General features: G+C 59.7%; 17 protein-coding genes, 1 other RNA gene and 3 pseudogenes. 6 read left to right on the forward strand and 15 right to left on the reverse strand.

Going from position 1 to position 19,565, the window contains the following annotated elements:
• Window positions 1–18: 18 nt before the first annotated feature.
• Together cysK and msrA are read right to left on the reverse strand one after the other, a co-directional pair.
• Window positions 19–954, reverse strand: coding sequence for a cysteine synthase A (cysK, locus tag IEX04_RS10445; RefSeq protein ID WP_188685607.1), 936 nt, complete (start codon window positions 952–954; stop codon window positions 19–21).
• 95 nt (window positions 955–1,049) lie between these two features.
• Window positions 1,050–1,577, reverse strand: coding sequence for a peptide-methionine (S)-S-oxide reductase MsrA (gene msrA / locus IEX04_RS10450; RefSeq protein WP_188685663.1), 528 nt, complete (start codon window positions 1,575–1,577; stop codon window positions 1,050–1,052).
• A 131-nt stretch (window positions 1,578–1,708) separates the two neighbouring features.
• Here msrA and IEX04_RS10455 point away from each other — a divergent pair, with 131 nt between their 5' ends.
• Window positions 1,709–2,662, forward strand: a complete 954-nt coding sequence (locus IEX04_RS10455) for a Nif3-like dinuclear metal center hexameric protein (RefSeq protein WP_229677097.1) — start codon at window positions 1,709–1,711, stop codon at window positions 2,660–2,662.
• 160 nt (window positions 2,663–2,822) lie between these two features.
• Here IEX04_RS10455 and IEX04_RS10460 read toward each other — a convergent pair whose 3' ends face one another.
• Both IEX04_RS10460 and IEX04_RS10465 read right to left on the reverse strand, forming a co-directional pair.
• Window positions 2,823–3,077, reverse strand: coding sequence for a hypothetical protein (locus tag IEX04_RS10460; RefSeq protein WP_188685609.1), 255 nt, complete (start codon window positions 3,075–3,077; stop codon window positions 2,823–2,825).
• Between the two features lie 89 nt (window positions 3,078–3,166).
• Window positions 3,167–4,474, reverse strand: coding sequence for an ISL3-like element ISAar23 family transposase (locus tag IEX04_RS10465; protein ID WP_188685611.1), 1,308 nt, complete (start codon window positions 4,472–4,474; stop codon window positions 3,167–3,169).
• A gap of 227 nt (window positions 4,475–4,701) precedes the next feature.
• Between IEX04_RS10465 and IEX04_RS10470 the strand changes: the two genes are divergently transcribed.
• Window positions 4,702–5,082, forward strand: coding sequence for a hypothetical protein (locus tag IEX04_RS10470; protein WP_188685614.1), 381 nt, complete (start codon window positions 4,702–4,704; stop codon window positions 5,080–5,082).
• Window positions 5,076–5,849 carry a hypothetical protein gene (locus tag IEX04_RS10475; protein ID WP_229677098.1) on the forward strand — a complete coding sequence of 258 codons (774 nt, stop codon included), beginning with the start codon at window positions 5,076–5,078 and terminating at the stop codon, window positions 5,847–5,849. Before IEX04_RS10470 ends, IEX04_RS10475 begins: the two co-directional genes overlap by 7 nt.
• A 387-nt stretch (window positions 5,850–6,236) precedes the next feature.
• On the opposite strand, the gene IEX04_RS10480 is transcribed toward IEX04_RS10475, so the two are convergent.
• The 3 genes from IEX04_RS10480 to IEX04_RS10490 all read right to left on the reverse strand — a co-directional run bounded on the left by IEX04_RS10480 (window position 6,237) and on the right by IEX04_RS10490 (window position 8,616).
• Window positions 6,237–6,986: a MerR family transcriptional regulator gene (locus tag IEX04_RS10480; RefSeq protein WP_188685616.1), complete on the reverse strand. Its 750-nt coding sequence runs from the start codon at window positions 6,984–6,986 to the stop codon at window positions 6,237–6,239.
• The gene (locus IEX04_RS10485) at window positions 6,967–7,341 is read right to left on the reverse strand and encodes a hypothetical protein (protein ID WP_188685617.1); all 375 of its coding nucleotides are present in this window, start codon (window positions 7,339–7,341) and stop codon (window positions 6,967–6,969) included. Before IEX04_RS10485 ends, IEX04_RS10480 begins: the two co-directional genes overlap by 20 nt.
• Before the next feature lie 495 nt (window positions 7,342–7,836).
• Complete coding sequence (locus IEX04_RS10490; protein WP_188685668.1) at window positions 7,837–8,616, reverse strand: YaaA family protein; 780 nt, start codon at window positions 8,614–8,616, stop codon at window positions 7,837–7,839.
• A gap of 139 nt (window positions 8,617–8,755) precedes the next feature.
• Between IEX04_RS10490 and IEX04_RS10495 the strand changes: the two genes are divergently transcribed.
• The 3 genes from IEX04_RS10495 to IEX04_RS10505 all read left to right on the forward strand — a co-directional run bounded on the left by IEX04_RS10495 (window position 8,756) and on the right by IEX04_RS10505 (window position 12,268).
• Entirely contained in the window at window positions 8,756–10,222 is a 1,467-nt protein-coding gene (locus tag IEX04_RS10495; RefSeq protein WP_188685619.1) for a dihydrolipoyl dehydrogenase family protein, read from the forward strand.
• Window positions 10,223–10,268: 46 nt separating this feature from the next.
• Window positions 10,269–10,624, forward strand: an RNA gene (gene rnpB, locus IEX04_RS10500) — RNase P RNA component class A.
• 183 nt (window positions 10,625–10,807) lie between these two features.
• Window positions 10,808–12,268, forward strand: a complete 1,461-nt coding sequence (locus tag IEX04_RS10505; RefSeq protein WP_382344673.1) for a glyceraldehyde-3-phosphate dehydrogenase — start codon at window positions 10,808–10,810, stop codon at window positions 12,266–12,268.
• 77 nt (window positions 12,269–12,345) lie between these two features.
• Here IEX04_RS10505 and IEX04_RS19210 read toward each other — a convergent pair.
• The 8 genes and pseudogenes from IEX04_RS19210 to IEX04_RS10535 form a co-directional block, all read right to left on the reverse strand.
• A pseudogene (locus tag IEX04_RS19210) lies at window positions 12,346–12,480 on the reverse strand (IS30 family transposase); the annotation flags it as partial.
• A gap of 336 nt (window positions 12,481–12,816) precedes the next feature.
• Window positions 12,817–12,957: pseudogene (locus IEX04_RS19215) on the reverse strand (IS110 family transposase); the annotation flags it as partial.
• A gap of 34 nt (window positions 12,958–12,991) precedes the next feature.
• Window positions 12,992–14,383, reverse strand: coding sequence for a multicopper oxidase family protein (locus IEX04_RS10510; RefSeq protein WP_229677099.1), 1,392 nt, complete (start codon window positions 14,381–14,383; stop codon window positions 12,992–12,994).
• Between the two features lie 319 nt (window positions 14,384–14,702).
• Window positions 14,703–16,108 (reverse strand): annotated as a pseudogene (locus IEX04_RS10515) (transposase).
• A gap of 215 nt (window positions 16,109–16,323) precedes the next feature.
• Window positions 16,324–17,238, reverse strand: a complete 915-nt coding sequence (locus IEX04_RS10520; protein ID WP_188685625.1) for a cation diffusion facilitator family transporter — start codon at window positions 17,236–17,238, stop codon at window positions 16,324–16,326.
• The gene (locus IEX04_RS10525) at window positions 17,235–17,549 is read right to left on the reverse strand and encodes a hypothetical protein (RefSeq protein WP_188685627.1); all 315 of its coding nucleotides are present in this window, start codon (window positions 17,547–17,549) and stop codon (window positions 17,235–17,237) included. Before IEX04_RS10525 ends, IEX04_RS10520 begins: the two co-directional genes overlap by 4 nt.
• Window positions 17,550–17,621: 72 nt before the next feature.
• Entirely contained in the window at window positions 17,622–18,857 is a 1,236-nt protein-coding gene (locus IEX04_RS10530; RefSeq protein ID WP_188685629.1) for a ZIP family metal transporter, read from the reverse strand.
• Window positions 18,857–19,565, reverse strand: a 709-nt coding sequence (locus IEX04_RS10535; RefSeq protein WP_188685631.1) for a multicopper oxidase domain-containing protein, incomplete at its 5' end; no start/stop codon positions are given. The genes IEX04_RS10530 and IEX04_RS10535, both read right to left, overlap by 1 nt.

The raw sequence follows: 19,565 nt of genomic DNA on the forward strand, positions 1-19,565 counted from the left end.
GACTTTGAAAACTAGTTATTAGCCGCGGATGTCATCAAAGAGCAAGGTGGAGATGTAACGCTCGCCAAAGTCGGGAACGATGGTGACGATCTGCTTGCCTGCGTACTCTTCACGGGCAGCAATCTGCAACGCACCCCATACCGCGGCGCCAGCGGAGATACCGCCAAGAATGCCTTCCTTCACACCCAGTGCGCGAGCCACCGAGACCGAGTCTTCGATCGACGCATCAAGCACCTCGTCGTAGAGTTCGGTATCCAGCACCTCAGGGATGAAGTTTGCGCCCAACCCCTGAATCTTATGTGGACCAGGCTTGCCGCCATTGAGGATTGGTGAATCCTTCGGCTCCACCGCAACGATCAGCAGGTTAGGGTTCTTTTCCTTCAGGTAGCGTCCGGCGCCGGTGATGGTGCCACCGGTACCGATACCTGCCACGAGCACGTCAACCTTGCCGTCGGTGTCTTCCCAGATCTCTGGGCCGGTGGTTTCCGCGTGAACCTGTGGGTTCGCGGTGTTGGCGAACTGCTGGGCCCAAATAGCGTTATCCGAGGTAGCGACGATTTCCTTCGCCTTTTCTACCGCGCCACGCATGCCGTCGGCGCCCGGGGTCAATACGATCTCGGCACCGTAAGCGCGGAGCATGACGCGGCGCTCGGTGGACATCGTCTCTGGCATGGTCAAGATGACCTTGTAACCGCGAGCGGCGCCCACCATGGCCAGGGCGATACCGGTGTTGCCACTGGTGCCTTCCACGATGGTTCCGCCTGGTTTGAGCGCACCGGACTTTTCTGCGGCGTCCACGATGGCGACACCGATACGATCCTTGACCGAGTTGGCTGGATTGTAGAATTCCAGCTTCACTGCGACGCTACCTGGCAGGCCCTCGCCCAAACGGTTGAGCTTAACTAGAGGGGTCTTACCGATGATCTCGGTGACGTTGTTGTAGATCTTGCCCATTTGTATGCAATCCTTACGTGACTTGGTGCAGGCCGCTGTTGCCCGGCGTGTGGTGCTGAAGTTTCAGTACTAAGCCTAATCGGCTCGTTGAACACTCAGGACTCGTTAAGCCATTGAGCGTAATATTTCCTGACTTTTACGAGCTTCGGGTCAATAATGACTCGGCAATATCCGACTTCTTGGTTCTCCGAGTAGAAATCTTGGTGAACTTGCTCGGCCGGGTAGAAATCTTTGGACTCCTCAATCGTGGTGACGATCGGGTTCGGGTACAGTGCCGCGTACTTGTTAATGGCTGCCTCAAAGAGCTCACGCTGTGCCTGGTCCAGTGGGAACATTGCCGAGCGATACTGCGTACCCACGTCGTAGCCCTGGCGGTTCAGCGTGGTCGGATCATGCACCGTGAAGAACATGTCCAGGATGGTTTCCGCCGGCACCACCTGCTCGTCGAAGATCACCGCGACAACTTCCGCGTGGCCGCTGGTTCCCGAACAGACCTGGCGGTAGTCCGGATTTGTGGTGTGTCCACCCTGGTATCCGGAGAGCACCGCGCGCACTCCGCGGGTGCGCTGATAAACGGCGTCTAGACACCAGAAACAACCGCCGGCTAAAACGAAGGTTGTCAGTTTGGTGTCCTCGATGTCCATCGAAGCGGCAAAATGATGGGGCGTGTCTAATCTGAGAGTACTCACAGAGTTCATAACGCACCGGCGTTGCATTATGTTCCACGCCCAGTTTCAGCGCGTAGGGTGGAAGCATGCAGAGCAAGGCTAATACCCCGCAGAACACGGCAGCGAAAACTCCGGATGCGCAGTCCGCAAACCTCTCCGCCGTTACCGGCGAGGCCGCGGAAGGCACAGAAACCGAAGCTAGTGCCAGCGGCACCACGCTGGGCGCGGTACTCGAAGCGGTTGAAGAACTATGGCCGCAATCATTGGCAGAAGACTGGGACGCCGTTGGGCTGGTCACCGGTCGCACTACCGCGCCGGTGAAGAAGATTGTGATGGCGGTGGATCCGACCTTAGAGGTCATTAACGACGCGATCACCCGCGGGGCTGATTTGCTGATCACCCATCACCCGTTATTGCTTCGCGGTGTCACCCAAGTGGCCGGAACCAGCTTTAAAGGCGAGGCTATTCACCGGCTGATTGAATCCGGTACCGCACTGCTGACCGCGCACACCAATGCCGATAATGCGATTGGCGGCGTCAATGATGCACTGGCCGACGCCTTTGGCCTCACCGGCTGTGTCCCGCTGGTTGAATCCAAAGATGGGCTGCCCGAAGAAGGCTTGGGCCGTGTTGGTTTCCTGGATAAGCCGATGAAGCTCGAAGATTTTGCCGAACGCGTCTTTACCGTGCTTCCAGCGGTTGCCGGTGGTGTCCGGGTGGCCGGTGACCGTCTGGGCATAGTGCGCAAGATTGCGCTCTGCGGTGGGGCGGGTGACTCGCTCTTTGACGCGGTCCGTGCCCACAAAGCAGACGTGTACGTCACCGCAGATTTACGCCATCACCCTGCTAGCGAGGCACGCGAGGCCGCCGACGGCGGGCATCCTTTCCTGATCGATGTCTCGCACTTTGCCTCGGAATGGGTCTGGCTTTCCGCCGGCGCCCGCGCGTTGGAAAACGTGCTGCAGGATTTGGGCCATGAGGTACAGATTGAGGTGTCCCAGGTGAATTCCGATCCTTGGGACTTCGTGCTCACCCCCTAGTCATGCTGCATCATCTTGGTCGGATGAGGTGATTTTGTGCGCATGGTCAAGATAAATGAGGCGGGCATCAATGTCCTCGCTTGTGTAGCTTACGGACGAACCGAGCGTTGCGCTCATGGTGCTTCCTTTATCGTTGGGGTCCATTGCTCGTCGTCTTTGGTCAGGCAATAAAGCGACGGTTTGGCCGGCGCCCGGCTTGACAGTCGATGGTCTCTAGCTCACTTGGTATGGCCGCCATGCTGATCTTCAGGAAGTTGTCCTCGTCAACTTTCTCCACGATCGGGTAAAGCGCGAATCCTCCAGTGCGCATCCGTTCAAGGAAAACTGAAGGCTTCCGACCTGGACGGTGAAGTTTCAAAAGGTGCGTAGACCATGCCTCGCCTTCGGGTGTGGGCTTAGCTGGCGCTGCGCGCATGCTGCTTCCGTCCATGCGGAAGCCAGAGCGCAATTCATTGCCAATGCACATCGAGCGCTTGGAAAAAGTGGGCACCCTAAAGGGGCTCTTCAGGATTCAGGGTGTAAACGCGATCTAAAGCCACCGGTTTCCAACAATGACCGTGCGCTATAGTGCGCCAAATTCGTGAACCCCAAAGCGATACCCCGCAGGTGCTCCAACCGCCCATTGAGTGCTTCAGTAGGCCCATTGAAACTGCCAATGTGATCAAAATACGCGAGGATATCCGGTTTCCGCCTGCGCAGCGTACCACCGAGTTTCTTCAACTCCGGTAAACCCTTCGGCACTTTGGTACCGATCTCGTTGATCAGTTGTTCCATGGCCCACTTCCCGATCTCGGGCTTCTTCTGCCGGTAGGCATCAACCATCCTCTGGTAAACGCTCCAGACCAATTGCACAGGCTCGTGCTTCGCAACGTTGAACAGGTCTTCAACGCGCTGTTTCTGTTTCTCTGTGGCCAGCGATAAACCTGTAGTCAGCGTACGCCGGCACTTATACAGCGGATCATCTTTCCGGCCACGCCGCCCATATTGTTCACGCTGAACTCGTTGTCTGGCCTGGTCCAACGCCTCGGAGCCGAGCTTGACCACATGAAAAGGGTCCAAGACTTCTACGGCTTGGGGCAGTTCCTCAGCAGCAGCGCTTTTGAAGCCGGTGAACCCGTCCATCGCGACCACCTCAACATTGTTTTTCCATGCTTCACCGCGTTCAGCAAGCCAGGTCTTGAACACGGCCTTGGAACTTCCGGGAATCATGTCGAGCAATCGTGCGGTGCCAGTGCCAGCCTTCACCGGGGTGAGGTCAACAATGACCGTCACGTACTTGTCTCCACTTTTGGTATGCCGCCACACGTGCTCATCAACTCCCAACACTTTGACTCCGTTGAACCGGGTTGGGTCATCTATCAGCAGGCGCTGGCCTTCGGCCAGCACTGCTTCGTTGGCGGTATTCCAGGTGACACCGAGCCCTTCGGCAATCCGTGAGACTGACAGGTGCTGGGTGACTAGCCCGGCCAAAGCCCAGCGTAGCCCGGTCCGGCTGATTTTCTGTCGTGGCGCTACCGCTTGGCTGAGGTCTTCACGCCAGACGCGTTGGCAGTGGTTGCAGCGGTAGCGGCGGTGCTTGATCACCAGGACGGTGGGCCGCCATCCGAACGGTTCGTGGGACAGGCGCCGGGTGACGGTATCGCGTGGATTTCCGGGCGTTCCGCACGTTTGGCACCATGGGTCAGGGTTGGTCACTTGGCAGAGGATCTCAGCTTTCTTCGGCGTGAGGCGCTGCCCGATGGCGGTGAGTCCCAGTCCGTCAAGGTTGGTGAAAGTCGTGAGATTTGCGGGGGTATAGATAGAATGGTGCACAGTCGAGGTCTCTAGAAATGGTTAGTGTGGTAACTTCCATTCTTCTGGAAGGCCTCGACTTTTTAATGCATTGACGACATGCCCGGGATCCGGGGTGTTGGGTTTAGGTGGCTACACTCTCAATTCTGAAGAGCCCCCAAAGGCTTCCGGGCAGATCAGCGGGTGCGAGGGAAGGTAGTAAGGATTTTCACGGTGTGTTTTGAGTGCGTTTGAGGTATCTTTGAGGTATGACAACCCTCACACGAAACCAAACTCATGGACGCACCGCTCGCATGGATATCCATCAGGTCGTGCGAGAACTCAACGATGCCCTAGGTCCCACATTGGTTGCAGCCCTGTCCGGGATTAGAGACCGAAAGCAGCCGTCGCGCTGGTCAAGCCCAACCGGCCCGGTTCCTGGCCCAGCCAGTCAGCAACGCCTCCAGCTGGCACATTCTGAATGGACTCGCGTCAAATCCCAAGAAGGAGACCATGTCGCTCGATCATTCTTCATCGGAGGCAATCCAATGCTGGGCGAAGACACTCCGATCACCGCCATTCGCGAAGACCGAGGCGCAGATCTAGTCGCTGCTGTCGATGCCTTCCTGGAAGGTTCCGGCAGTTGGTAGAAGGGAAGGTCTGCCCGGCAACCGGGCTCATGCTCGTCTCGACTACCTGGCAGACCGCCTTCCGGATCCAAGGCACGGGCTTCCCTCCGATCTCCGCTCCGTTGCGTGATAGCGGAAGTAGCAGGATGTCATGGAACCGGTTCGATATTCCCGGGGAGACCGTATATTTTGCGGATAAAGCACTTTGCGCTTATCAGGAAGTCTTGGCACAGTTCAAGCGGAAGTTGGGCGTAGCGGACCCGCTTGCAAAAGACGCTGATGCCCTGGGCTTGAGTCTCGAAGAATTCTATGATGCCGTGGCCTCCGAGTGGGAGGAGAAGCACTTCATGAGCTCCGGCACTCTGCCGAGAAAATGGCGAGAAGACCGCCAGCTGCATATTGTCTCAATGCCTCAGCACGGCTGGTGGGTCCATATTGAAGACCCTGAAAGCATCTGTGCACTTGAGAGAGCGATCCCCGATGTATTACTGGATTCCGGCATTTCTGCCTTGGACACCGCGGACCTTCGTTCCCAGAACCGCCTCCTAACAACGTCGGTGGCTGAACATTTAGCCTCCACCAAATTATTCGACGGCAGCCTTCCTCTAGGTATCATCTTCAGTTCGCGCCACGGATCAGGGATCAACTATGCAGTGTGGAAACAGGCATCAAAGGGCCCACTGATGAATCGCACCGACGAGATGGAAGTCCTCGCTTCCAAACCGATCAGCTTCAGGGACCCCGACCTGGAGACGGCCGCCCGGCTCTTCGGTCTCACCGTGTTCTAACCTCATCCGTCCACACTCCCGGTGCCGACTCCCTAGGTGCGAAGGCACCGTTGCGCCACGTCGGAGACTTCGGTGCGGGCGAGCAAACCGAACTCACCTTCAAGTTCGCGCCAGGCGTGTTCAGTTGCTGTGCTAGCTCGAGCCAGTTGCGGCGGAATAGGCGTTGGCATTTTAGCCAGAGGCTAAACTCTGCTGCACATTCTGTGCGATGTTGTTCAATGGGTGTTTGCCGATAAGTATCCGTTTGCCGGGGGAGCGGAGCACTACGCTGCCTATCGGGAAGATGCCTCCGGCTTCGAGGTAGAGCTGGTCGCGCGGTTTTAGCCACAGTTCATGATCCCTGGCCCGTCCAAAATGCCGGGGCGCAGCAAACGTTCTGAGAACCCGCTAGTCGAGATTCGCTTCGATCCAGATCTGCATCGCTTCGCGGATAGCCTCGGCGTTTTGCTGTCCACCGTAGGTAGCCGCAAACCGTGCATCCGCGACGTACAACTCGGACAAGCCGGTATACGCGGTACGGTCCGGGACGCGACCTGCCCAGTATTCGGTCACCCAACGATGATGCGCGGCAATCAGCGACTGAAAGCGTGCCCCGGAAGGATCTACTCCTGCAACCGCGGCCTCGCGCAGCGCCGTGGTGAGGTCAACGCTGCGCTCGCTATCGGCCTGGATCTGCTCCTTGCTCATTTTTTCGCGACGCTCCGCGCTTCGCTCCCATGCGTCGTCGCCCCATCTGCCGCGTACCTCGGCTTCGTACTGGCTCTGGTCGAATCCGTCGAAAATGTCCTTGATGGTCATGCTCTTGCCTTTCGTAACTGCGTCCAACGTGTGTTGAACTGCGGTGATTTGCTGATTGATGCGGTCTCGGCGCTCCTCCAAGAGTGCGAGATGGGAGGTGATTGCTTGAGCGAGCGTTTCATCGTCCTCAAGTACTTTGTGTATTGCCGCGAGCGGAAGCTCCAACGCGCGCAGCGACAGAATCCGATAGAGCCGCGATAATTCCGTCTCGCCGTAGAACCGGTATCCGTTGTGTGCGACTCGGGAGGGATGGAGCAGACCGATCTGCTCGTAGTGCCGTAACGTGCGGCTGGTGAGCCCGGTCGCGCGGGCTACATCTTTAATTGGCCACTCCGGCATTGCTGCGCTCCTTGGCTAGTTTTTGCTGGGGTTGGGGAAGTCTGCTTCGGTAGTTTTGAAATTTCCGATGACGTGTTCCTTTGATCAAGTGTGGGCCGCCATCTGCATCTGCGAATATGGCAACTGTGGTGAACCCCGGCGTTTCGAACGTTCCGGGGAGCTCGCCGGTTGCTTCGCTGAGCTGGACCGCGCTTGCTCGGAAGGATGCCGTGGCCGTGCCTGGAACCACGGTTTCTTGAGTATTGCAGATGTCTTGATGCTCTGCTCGGTGCAGGTGAACCAGAGCAGGAGTATTTATCGCCGAGGATGGTTGCCGGGTTTTCGAACCCAGCGCGTACGCGTTGTGTTTGGTCATAAATACAACCCTGCCAGTTGACGTTACGTCAGAGTCAAGGGTTTGGAAGCACTGGCGTCGTTAGGCCGGTCAAATCGAGATCATCGCCCATTCCCAAGCTCCGCCACGACGCTCAAATGGGATTGGACTTTTCCATGAGGGCTGAGAAATCAAAACCCCTGGCAGCTCGCAAAAGACCGGGGACTGTGCAGTCGATACTGAACGCGGTGAAGTTGCGCAGAACCGGTTGATACCCGTCATTTCCCGGTTTTGCGATCGCCAAACCTGGCAGTCATTTTCTGCGCGTCTGGGGTAGATACCTTCAAGTCTTTGCGCGTCGTCGAGCGACCCATTCTCGTATCACTGGCAGCAACGGGGGTTGGTGCCGCACCACCATATTTGTTGACTTTAAGGCGTTCGGGTATCCGGACATGGAGAGCTGCACAAGAAGTCCACGGGCCCACCGGCAGGTAACGAGGATGCCATACCTGGCAAAGTCAGGCCGGTGACAGGGAACTACTTGGCCGTAGTGAACTGATGATCCTCGGCAAGCAGGATATTCAGTGCCAAGCCCTTCTTGTCTTCCACTAGCTGCGCATCCCATTTGGTTTGCGCCAGAGCCAGCAACTGCTCGGGATTCTGCGGGGCCGCCTGCTGCTGGATCAGGAAGCGCGCGACCTCGCCGCGGGTGTGCTTGGCAAAGTGCGAAACGACCTTCGGAGTGCCATTGCGCATCTGGAATACGTTCACGGCAACACTGTTTACATTACTTGGCTTATAGGCTGCCGCGTAGGTGCTTGACCGAGCGTCCACGATCAGCTGATTTCCGGCCACCTCATCGAGGACCGGGGTCAGCCGCTTTTTCCACCAGCTGGCCAGCTTGCCCAGCGGTTCAAGCTTGGCCGACATCGACAGCCGGTATGGCGGAATTCGGTCGCCGAAACGGACGGCGCCCCACAGGGCAGAAACAACGATGATGGAGTCGTCCGCACGCTGTTGTGCCGCGGTATCCAGTGAGGCGTAATTGAGCGCCTCAAAAAGAACGCCCGAATAAATGTCGTGCGCCTGCGCTGCGGGCTCGGTGTGCAGGGTGATATTGCGCGCTACCTCCTTGGCCAGGGACGCTCCCACGCCGAGCACCTCCATGGCGTCCTCGCGCGCTGAAACTTCTGCAAGAGCGGCCAGGACGAGGCTGCGTTCGGTGACAAGCTCCGGGAAGGAAAGGCCATTGATGTCAAACGCCGCGCCTTCGGCGTGGGAGGTTTTACCTTCGGAAGGGGGCAGCAAAATAAGCACGCCTTCCAGCTTATCGGAGATCAACGGCCCTTCGTTGCACGGCGACCGGCTGCTGCGCCGCCGGAGCATGTACGAATGGGACAGTTCTGGTTACGCTGAAATCAGAAGCCTTCAACGGTCCACTCACTGAGGAAATGACATGAACGCATCAGCGCAGGGCACAACGTCGGATTCACCCGAGCAATCCTACGACTTTGACTTGATCGTCCTCGGGGCCGGACCGGTAGGCGAAAATGTTGCCGACTACGCAACGAAGCACGGCTTGCGTGTGGCCATTGTGGAGTCGGAGCTGGTGGGAGGCGAATGCTCCTATTGGGCCTGCATGCCTTCCAAGGCCCTGTTGCGCAGCTCGAATGCGCTGCGTGCCGCACGCAGAGTGCCCGGAGCCCGGGAAGCGGTAACCGCCGGCATCAATGCCGGCGCGGTCCTCGCCCGGCGGGACGCGTTCACCAGCAACTGGAATGATGACGGGCAGGCCAGTTGGCTGGAATCGGCAGGAATCGAGCTGATCCGCGGTGCGGGACGCCTGGTTGGGCGCGGCATCGTGCGGGTCGGCGGCCGCGACTATTCTGCTCCTGCCATCGCTGTGGCCACCGGTTCGGTCCCGGTTTTGCCGCCGATCTCAGGGTTGGCGCAAGCCAAGCCGTGGGGCACCCGCGAAGCGACATCGGCCGACAAGGTTCCTCCCCGGCTGATCATTCTGGGCGGCGGGGTGGCCGGCACCGAGCTGGCCTTCGCCTTCAGTTCGCTTGGTTCGCAAGTCACGGTGCTGGCCCGCTCGGGCTTGCTGGGCCGGGAGGAACCCTTCGTCGGCGAGTTGGTGGCCCAGGCTTTGGACGCCGAAGGCGTCGAGGTGCGGCTAGGGGCCGCCCCGGTGTCCGTGGCGCGAAATGAACAAGGGATCGTGAGCGTCCAGCTGGAAGACGGCAGCGCACTGCAAGCCGAAGAGCTGCTGGTGTCCACCGGCCGGCGCCCGAACACCTCAGAACTCGGCCTGGAAGCCATCGGCCTGGATCCGCAGTCCGGATTCGACGTGGATGACACGATGCTCGTCGCGGGTACCGATTGGCTGTATGCCGTAGGGGATGCCAATGGGCGCACGCTGCTGACCCACCAAGGCAAGTACCAGGCGCGCGCCGCCGGCGAGGCGATCGCCGCACGGCACCACGGCACCCCGTTGCTGGACTCAGAGTGGGGCACGCACGCGGCTACCGCGGATCACGGTGCCGTGCCGCGCGTGGTTTTCAGCGACCCGGAGGTCGCCGCCGTCGGGCTGACCGAGCGCGAGGCGCGCGGCAAGCACCTGGACATCCGGGTTCTCGAGCAGGATCTGGGTGCCGTGGCCGGCGCCAGCCTGCACGCAGAGGGATACACTGGCCGCGCGAAGCTGGTCATCGACGAGCGGCGCTCGGTGATCCTCGGAGCCACCTTCCTCGGCCAGGATGTCTCCGAACTGCTGCACGCAGCCACCATAGCGATCGTCGGCGAGGTGGAGATGAGCCGGCTGTGGCATGCGGTGCCGGCCTACCCCACGATGAGCGAAGTCTGGTTGCGGTTGCTGGAGCAATACCGTTTCGGGACCACCGATGTGGCCAGCGGCTCATAGCGGGAGTCGGCGCGAGCAAACTGGCGGGGCTAGAATGGTTAACGAATGGGATGACTAGGCGATCGCGTGCCGTGCAAACGGCCCGAGGAACGTCCGGGCTCCACAGAACAGGGTGGTGGGTAACGCCCACTCGGGGTAACCCGCAGGCTAGTGCCACAGAAAATAGACCGCCAGGTTTTCCTGGTAAGGGTGAAACGGTGGTGTAAGAGACCACCAGCATTCCGGGTGACCGGGATGGCTTGGTAAACCCCACCCGGAGCAAGGTCAGACAGACTGCGTTATGAGGGCTGTTCGCCCCATGCAGTCGGGTGGGCCGCTAGAGGCTGTCGGCAACGGCAGTCGTAGATAGATGATCGTCTTCGCGCAAGCGGACAGAACCCGGCGTATCGGTCATCCCATTCACTGACCACTCTGGTGAGATGATTCACAGGCGTCAGGCTCCGCTTCGCGGGTGCACCGTCTAGAATAGATACGTACTTGCGGGGATGATCCTGTTACCCCGCGCCACCGCAAAAGCAATGGTGCTTCTCACGGTGCCAACCGACTTTATGGATCTGGAAGTCGGCTGAAATGGAAGGATTTTCTGTGACCCAGCAGTCTGTCGTTGCCCAGGAAGAATGGAGCGGGCGCGAAGAGCTCGCCGAGGCCATGATTCCACTGATCGGACGTCTTAACCGCAATAACAATGTGGTGACCTCGATCTACGGCCGTAAGTTGATCAACCAGTCCGCCATCGACATCATCAAGGCCCACCGCGTAGTGCGCCGGATCGATGGCGAAGAATTGGCGTTGACCACTACGATGCCAATGCTTGAAGCAATTGAATCCTTGAACGTTGGTTCGGTTTCCGTTGATTTGGGCCGGCTGAACAAGAAGTTCGTCGAATCCGGATCGAAGGATCTGAACGCATTCCTCACCGAAGAACTCGGCGAGAAGGTCGGCCAGGCTGGCGCCTCCGACAGTGAGCCGCAGGACGTCGTGCTCTACGGCTTTGGCCGTATCGGCCGCCTGCTGGCACGCATCCTCATCGAACGTGGCGGCTACGGCCTGCGCCTGCGTGCCATCGTGGTGCGCAAGGGCTCGGATGACGACATCGTCAAGCGTGCTTCGCTGCTGCGCCGCGACTCGGTCCACGGACGCTTTGACGGCTCGATCACCGTAGACGAGGCCAACAGCACCATCTTGGCCAACGGCACCCTGATCAAGGTCATCTACTCCAATGATCCAACCACCGTTGACTACACCGAGCATGGCATCAACAACGCCATCGTGGTGGACAACACCGGCCGCTGGCGCGATGAGGCTGGCTTGTCCCAGCACTTGCAGGCCAAGGGCGTTGCCCGCGTGCTGCTGACCGCACCGGGCAAGGGCGATCTGAAGAACATCGTCCACGGCATCAACGATTCCTGGATCACCGCAGATGACAAGATTGTCACCGCGGCGTCCTGCACCACCAACGCGATCACCCCGATCCTGAAGGCACTGAACGACAAGTTCGGCGTCATCCACGGACATGTCGAAACGGTTCACTCGTTCACCAACGACCAGAACCTGATCGACAACTTCCACAAGGGCGAGCGCCGCGGCCGTTCGGCAGCGCTGAACATGGTGATCACCGAAACCGGTGCCGCCAAGGCAGTAGCCAAGGCCCTGCCAGAGCTCGAAGGCAAGCTGACCGGTAACGCGATCCGCGTACCGACCCCGGATGTCTCCATGGCAATCTTGAACCTCAACCTTGAAAACGGGACCACCAAGGAAGAGCTCAACGCATACCTGCGCGAAGCTTCGCTGACTTCCAGCCTGCACCGCCAGATCGACTACATCGATTCCCCTGAGGTGGTGTCCACCGACTTCGTCGGTTCACGCCGTGCGGGCATCGTTGATGGTCTGGCGACTATCGTCTCGGACAAGAACGCTATCGTCTACGTCTGGTACGACAACGAATTCGGTTACTCCTGCCAGGTAGTGCGCGTGATTGAGTCAATCGCCGGCACCCACCCGGTAGCAGTTCCTGCAGTACAGGCGCAGACGGCAGCTTCCGTCTAAGCCAAAGCAGTAGCGCCTCGCCCCGATCCTTGGATCACGGGCGGATTCATTCAAGCGGTCGACGCATCACCAGACGGCTAAGGCACTAGCAATAGTTCACCAAGAAGCTCGGCTGGAATTTTCCAGCCGAGCTTCTTGCGTGGACGCCCATTGAGCAAATGGCACACCCGTTCCAAGTCCTCCGGGCCGTACACCGAAAGATCAGCGTGCTTTGCGCGATGGATCTGTTCGAATCTCCGCTCTGGCGCAGTGCGTAAATGCGTTTTCGTTCCTGCAGTGAAAGAAATCCTGGAGGAGTTCATTTTCTCCAAGGCCGCTATTCCTGGCGCCTGTCTGATACCCCTGACGTAAGAGCGTGGGCTGGTGTCTGTCCGGGACAGAATGAGTCCGCTGGCCGGTCGAAGTCATCACATACCCGGGGTGCCCCTCTCCTTTTCGGCAGGGGTTTCACCTGATTTCTTCAATAAATTTTAACTACGAAATCTGGGCATTGAACAATAACCTGAGCCCACCGTCACGAACCGGGCAGGTATCTGCCAGGGCCCGAGTCAAGCAGCTAATGTATCTGGAACCTCGTAGCAGGTGCCGTCCCCCAGCCTCGCAAAGATAACGTCGCAACGGCGCCTGGCCAATGCGATCACAGCCTAGTTGTGCCGTTTTCCTGCAGCTCGTTTCTCGTCGTAGTGCGTCCAAGAAACCTGGTCCAGATCCACAGTGGCGGTATTAGACGGTGGTGTATTGGCCCATCATGCCCATGTCCGCGTGGCGGATGAAATGGCAGTGGAACATGTAGGGCATCACCGGATCGGAGTACGGGCCGAACTTGATCGCAAGGCGGGCAGTAGCCCGCACCGGGAGGAAAACGGTGTCCTTCCATCCGGCGAACTCGGGTTGCGGATCAACGCCGTCGAAGTCAAGGATCCGGAACTGGGCGCCGTGGACATGGAAGTTGTGTGCCAGGTTGTCAGTGTTGCTGACACGCCAGATTTCCACGGCTCCGGCATCGACGGTCTCGTCGATGCGTGACATGTCCATGAGCTTTCCGTTGATGTACATGTCCTTGAGGACGAAAACGCGGGTGCGGGCAGGGTCTTCCAAATCAAACGAGGCCGGTGCGGCTAGGCCGGCAGGCATGGTGGGAGCGGCTGCCAGTTTCGCGGTGGCGCGGAACTGCAGCAGATCAAGGCTGTCATTGCCGCCGGCCTCGATGTTCAGGTCTCCGCTCATGCCCAATTCCTGGGGAAGCGACTGCAGCACCGGGCGCTCTCCGGCCTTGAACCGCACCACGACTTCCGCGCGTTCCCCCGGGGAGAGCACCAGGCCCTCGACGGGAACGGGGGCAGGCAGCAGACCGCCATCGGTGCCCACCACCGTGAACATCCTGTTGTCGCTGAACCCGATGTTGAAGACGCGGGCCGTCGCTGCATTGAGGATCCGCAGGCGCACGGCTTCGGTGCGAACGTTCAGGTACGGATTCACGGTGCCGTTGACGAGCATGGTCTCACCCAGCAGCCCGGCGGTCGTGTTCGAGGTGAGCTTGAAAGACCCGTCGTTCGCGATGATTCGATCCTGGAGGATCAGCGGGATGTCATCCACGCCGTACTCCGAGGGCAGGCCTCGCGTGGGGCTGTCCTCGTCGAGAATGAACATGCCGCTCAGCCCCCGGGTCATTTGTTCTTCCGAGGATCCGTGGACATGCGGGTGATACCAAAGTGTTGCCGCTGGCTGGTCAATGGTCCACTCTGGGTTCCATTCGGCGCCCGGGGCAATGACTTGGTGGGCACCCCCGTCGTAGCGGGCCGGTACCTGCATGCCGTGCCAGTGGACCGTCGTGGGGTCCGGCAGGGTGTTCTTGACGGCGATGCGCACCTTCTCGCCGCGCCGAGCCCGAAGGGTGGGGCCGAGGAACGAGCCGTTATAGCCCCAAGTGGGGGTGGGTCCGGCCGGGTGGAAGTTGCTGCTTCCCGCTTCGGCGGTCAGCCGGAAGACCCGTGCCCCGTCGGAACTAACGGTGGATTCGGCCAGCGGCGGAATGGCTAACGGATTTGCGAAGTCGAGGGTCCCGGCGGTGGACAATGCCTCCGCTTTGCCGAGGGTGCAGCCGGCCAGAAGCATCGTTACGCCTGCTCCCGTGCCCAGTAGAAATGTACGACGCGAAACGAGGGGAGACATGTCTTGAGTTTAGACGGAAACGGGAACTGGAGGCAAACGGGAATTGCCCGGGATGGTCATCTATTCGCTGTGTTCTATTCGGAGCTACTGCATGAGCTATTGCCGGAGCGGCGGAGCAGGGTGTACCCACGGGTGGTGAAGCGGAACATGTCGGGCTGGCTGTTGAAGCAAGTCTCGAAGGGGGTTAAGTAAACGTGTTATGTAAACGGCATTGGCGCTAGCCCAGATTTTTCATGAAAGCGCAGAATAGCCACCTGAATGCTCAGGTTCGCAGCAGACCAGTGATCCAGTGCTGACGCAATCCATTGATCTGTTCCTTGAGCAACACGATTAGTCGACCTTCCGGCGCTTGCTCACTGATAAACAACTGGGATCAGCGGCTACCCGTAGTCGGTTTCCCTGCCAGAGACCACACCCGATACCGCCACCGTTTCACATCCCAACATCCTGCCTGATGCCACGCAGGCAGTATCACGAATTACAGTCATGACGTCAGATCCAACGCAAACATGGGCAGGTTCACCCACGCTTGATTCGCCGCAAAGGAAGCGACATTCCGCCCAGCCCTGAGGATTTCATCGACTTGACCCTGTTTTCACACCGCCCACGGGCGCGATGACGAGCATCCAAAAATGTCTGGTCGTAGCGTGGAAAGTTCGTCAGAAACGCGGTAACTCTGTTCCCGTCGCTATCGAACAGGCTGGCTTTTGCTCCCCGGATGCAACGGCTCAGCAGAAGATATATTCTCGTTCCGAGCGGATAATCATCCAGTTCAATGACCCTGGAAGAATTAATCACCCACGCATCATCACGGTGTTCACCGTCTGCGGTGAGCGCTGGCTCCTAATATTTTTTCTGATCGATCCATCGCGCGAAGCGTTGCTTTACAACGGGCAACGTACAGGAGGAGGGAAATTGCAGGCGCAACGAATCAACATGCTTCTAGCATTCTCGGGTGGCGCCGGCGCTATCGGTGCGGAGCATTATCTTTTCACTCATCAGCACACCGTCTGGATCATAGAAATCATCGGGTAGTTGTTCCAGTGCTTCGGGCAAGATGCTGATGTGGTCTTTTGCTGAGTTGGCTGCCTTATTTCCTTGGCGCAGTCGTACAACCAAGATTCGCCGGTGCCTGGGTTTTTCCGTAGGGCGATCATCGGTGAATAGCCGTACCCGCCTTTGTAGTCTCCTTGGGCCCCTTCCTTGTCTTAATGGACGTTGACTAGGGACGCGTCGATGTCGATGGTGAAAGGATCGGTTTGGGACGCTAGTAGGGCTGGGTTGCGTCTGCCCGCAGCCGCCCAGAGTTTGGTCCGTACTTCGCGGTGCACGTAGAGTGAATGCGGAGTCGAAAAACCCCGGGTGCTGGATGATTCTGGCGAAGAACTTGCTGAACGTGGGTTAGCGGCTATCTGCCCGAAGAGGCCTTGAGCTGTCCGTAGTTGGTCGGTATCCCAGGGACAAATCTGCGACCATTTTCCCGGACCGGTGAACTACCAAGGTCGGGACGAATTGCGAGAGCCTGTTTTCGCAGAGTTTGCGGAAACCCATTGCGTTGAGCAGGTCGCTCAGGGTGGCGAGCCCTGCGGGGGAGACGAGTGCTTGGGTTGTGCTCTCGGTTGATGTGGCAGGGTAAACGGCGGTCGTGTCATTCGACGAGAGAGTGATCCTATGGACTGCTGAGAAGATGGTTTAGACACCTTTGTTTTCCCAGTTCAGGGTCACTTTTTCCTCGTTAATGACACTTACTTACTGGCCCCGCCATGAAATAACTGGCCTGGGCGCTTTGTCAAGGAGCGTCATGGGTGGCCTGGGGACTCTGGTAGATCATCGTATAGGCTCGGCGGGCCAGGGTCCTGTTGCTGAGTTGGTCCGAGGATCTCCTACTCGTGCGATTCATGCTCCGGGGTTTGGTGGCTGAGGGACTCGATCTGGAAGGTGGAGTGTTCGATGCTGACCTCGAAGTGTTCGGCCACGCAGGACTGCAATTCGCCCAGCATGGTGGCCGCGGCACCGGTGTGGAAGGCCTTGTCCTCCACGACCACGTGCGCGGAGAGGATCGGCAAGTTTGAGGCGATCTGACTGGCATGCAGGTCATGGACCGCCAGCACCAATGGGTGGGCTATCAGGTGCGCCCGGACATCCTCGAGGTCAAGTCCCTTGGGCGTGGATTCGAGCAGGATGTGGGTAGCCTCCCCCAGCAGCTTCAACGCTCGTGGGATGATCAGTGCGGCGATCAGCATGGCGGCAATCGAGTCCGCCTGCATCCAGCCCGTGGTGGAAATGATGATCGCCGAAACGATCACCGCCACCGAACCCAGGGCATCGTTGACGACCTCCAAGAAGGCGGCGCGCATGTTCAGGTTGTCATCCTTGCCGGAGGCAAGGATGAGCATCGAGGCAACGTTGCCCAGCAAGCCGATGATGCCGAAAACAAGCAGCCCGCTGCCGGCGATCTCCGTTGGTTCGAAGAGCCGGCGTGCGCCGTCTAGCAGCGCATAGACACCCACGCCCAGGAGCAGCGCCGATTGGAGGGTCGCGGAGAGCACCTCGGCACGGCGGAAGCCCCAGGTGCGCTTGGCCGTGGGCTTGCGCATGATGAGGGTTGCCGCGGTGAGCGCCAGCAGCAGGCCGGTGGAATCGGTGAGCATGTGCGCGGCGTCGACCAGCAATGCCAGGGAGCCGGTATAGATCGCACCAATGACCTCGGCGATGAGGATTGTGGCGGTGATGCCGAAGGCCCAGGCAAGTTTCTTTCGGTTGGTGGTCGCCGTGCCGTGGTCATGGTCGTGGCTCATCGGTTGGCTCCTTTCTGTGCCGGGGCCGAACCGTGGAGCTCGGTGAAGCCGTTCGTGCCCAGCTCGTTGTCGTGGGTGCCGATGGAGTGGTTCGCGTCTTCCCGAAGCTCCAGCAAGAATTGCGGATTTTCCAGCGAGAACATGTTGGATCGTCCTTGCGTCCGAGAACCCACCAGACCTTGTTCCCGCATACACGTCTGGCCGTTGGAGTCGTTGGAGCGGTTCAGGCCGAGATCGCTGGAAGGCCAGTCAGTGGAACCCGAGCCTTCGAGCCGGTTCATTGTGTCGAGTCGGGAAGAAACGGTCAGCATGCAACGACTGTACATCCCGCGGTGTACCATCTGGAACTCCCGCAGCAGCCGAGGGGTTCCCTGCCGCCTGTCTCAGGCCTGGACGAGCAGACCCGTGGCAAACATCACGCCCAGGCCCAGGATGATGCCGGCGCTGGTGAGGGGGGTGAAGATCTTTCCAGTCCGGTCCTTCATCATGGGCAAAAGCTTGATGGCCACTTGGGCCACGGCGCCGGCGCCCACGCCGAGCAGGAACGCCGACAGGGCCGGTTGGTATACGGTGGCGCCGACCAAGGCGCCAGCGATGGCCGGTGCTCCGGCGATCAGCCCCAACACCGCCAGGCGGGCCAGGTGGGGCGGTTCCTTGGATAATGGGGTGACGATGGCCAGGCCCTCGGTGGTGTTGTGGATGGCGAAGCCGACGATCAGCGTGGCCCCGAGGGCGAGTGACCCCACGGCGTAGGCCGATCCGATCGCCAGTCCCTCGCCCATGTTGTGCAACCCGATGCCGATCGCGATCAGCAGGGCCAGGCGCCGCGGCGGCAGCGCTGCGGGCTGGCCGAGGTCACTCAGGTCCTGGTGCCTGCGCATCCACGCATCGGTGCCTTCGAGGACCAGGTAGGCGAGCAGGGCGCCGAGGAACACCACCAGGGTTCCGCCGAAGGCGCCGTTCTCGGCGACCAGTTCCATGCCCTCGAGGGTGGCGTCGAAGGCCAGGAATCCCAGCAGCCCCACGGTGACGCCCAGCAGGACGCGGACCCAGGAGTCGGAGGAGCGGCGGATGAACGGCATCCACAGCATGCCCAGGGCAACCGGGATGACACCGACGTAGATGCCCAGCAGGGCCATGAGGCCAAAGAACGAGGTGCCGCGTTCCGGGCTGGGGGCCGCGGCGTCGATGGCGGTCATGATCTTGCCGCCGTTGGAGGTCACCAGCGCGATCTCGTAGGGGTCCCCGTCGACCCAGTTGTAGCTGACGTTCAGGGTGCTGGATTCGAGCGGGGCCATGGTCTCCCGGCTCTGGGTGAACGTGGCGTAGTAGTCCGAGACGTTCACCTGAGCGATCGAGACGGGGTCCGGTCCTTCGTTGCGGGCCGTAATGACGATTTCGCCCGGCAGCAGGCGGATCTCTTCGACGGCCACCTCCTCCTTCGGCGGAACCCCCTCGGACAGCTTCGACAGGCCGGGGCCGTTCAGGAGCGTGAACAGGCCCATCAGCAGGGCGATCAGCACCAGCGGCCCCAGACCCAGCAGCCAGCGCGGCACCGGGGCGTGGCGGAAACCTTTCGCGGGGGCCGTTGTCTTCACCGGGTTGTCTTCAATCGCCATTACTCGCTCACCTCGAAGAATCCCATCCAGCCGAGTTCGGCGAACTCGGTCTTGTGTGCGTGGAACATGTACTTGCCCGGGTAGGGGAAGCGCATCTCCACGATGCCCCGCTGGCCCTGGACCTGCGAGATGGTGTCCGTGAACTCGCTCGGCGTGAGCATCGTCCCGGTGGGGTAGTAGTGGAAGAAGTTCCCGTGCACGTGGAACGAGTTGATGGGGTCGTACTCCAGCACGTTGATCAGGTGGATCCGCACCAGCGAGTTCCGCTTCACCTGCACGGGGAAGTCCATGTAGTGGAACGGCAGGCCGTTGACGGAGTAGAACTCGTTGTCATCCCCGCCATCGGTGTTGTAGCCGTTCATGACCATCACCATTTCGTCATCGGCCTTCGGCCGACCCTGCTTGGGCTCGATGATGAAGCCGCCGTAGAGCCCCTTGGCGATGTGCGGGGCCAGCGGGGATTGGTGGCAGTGGTACAAGTGCGTACCGAACGGGGTCGCGTCGAACTCGTAGGTGAAGCTCTGCCCGGGGGCGATCGAGCCGGCGCCGATGCCGGGGGTGCCGTCCATCTCCGCGGTGTGGACGCCGTGGAAGTGCATGGTGTGCGGGTGCGCGCCGGAGTTGGTGAAATTGATCCGCAGCGCATCACCCCCCGTTACCTTTTTAGTAGCCCCATAAATAAGTAGGATTTGGGGTGGTTGGCCTGTC

Origin of the sequence: Glutamicibacter ardleyensis (assembly GCF_014644555.1) — a bacterium.
Taxonomy (GTDB): Bacteria; Actinomycetota; Actinomycetes; order Actinomycetales; family Micrococcaceae; genus Glutamicibacter; species Glutamicibacter bergerei.

What these genes read in the sequence shown, in the direction of transcription:
- cysK (WP_188685607.1), bottom strand. Translation starts at nt 954, where the DNA reads ATGGGCAAGATCTACAACAACGTCACCGAGATCATCGGTAAGACCCCT.
- IEX04_RS10525 (WP_188685627.1), bottom strand. Translation starts at nt 17,549, where the DNA reads ATGCTGACCGTTTCTTCCCGACTCGACACAATGAACCGGCTCGAAGGC.
- IEX04_RS10455 (WP_229677097.1), top strand. Translation starts at nt 1,709, where the DNA reads ATGCAGAGCAAGGCTAATACCCCGCAGAACACGGCAGCGAAAACTCCG.
- IEX04_RS10485 (WP_188685617.1), bottom strand. Translation starts at nt 7,341, where the DNA reads ATGACCAAACACAACGCGTACGCGCTGGGTTCGAAAACCCGGCAACCA.
- IEX04_RS10530 (WP_188685629.1), bottom strand. Translation starts at nt 18,857, where the DNA reads ATGGCGATTGAAGACAACCCGGTGAAGACAACGGCCCCCGCGAAAGGT.
- IEX04_RS10470 (WP_188685614.1), top strand. Translation starts at nt 4,702, where the DNA reads ATGACAACCCTCACACGAAACCAAACTCATGGACGCACCGCTCGCATG.
- IEX04_RS10495 (WP_188685619.1), top strand. Translation starts at nt 8,756, where the DNA reads ATGAACGCATCAGCGCAGGGCACAACGTCGGATTCACCCGAGCAATCC.
- IEX04_RS10520 (WP_188685625.1), bottom strand. Translation starts at nt 17,238, where the DNA reads ATGAGCCACGACCATGACCACGGCACGGCGACCACCAACCGAAAGAAA.
- IEX04_RS10480 (WP_188685616.1), bottom strand. Translation starts at nt 6,986, where the DNA reads ATGCCGGAGTGGCCAATTAAAGATGTAGCCCGCGCGACCGGGCTCACC.
- IEX04_RS10460 (WP_188685609.1), bottom strand. Translation starts at nt 3,077, where the DNA reads ATGCGCGCAGCGCCAGCTAAGCCCACACCCGAAGGCGAGGCATGGTCT.
- IEX04_RS10510 (WP_229677099.1), bottom strand. Translation starts at nt 14,383, where the DNA reads ATGCTTCTGGCCGGCTGCACCCTCGGCAAAGCGGAGGCATTGTCCACC.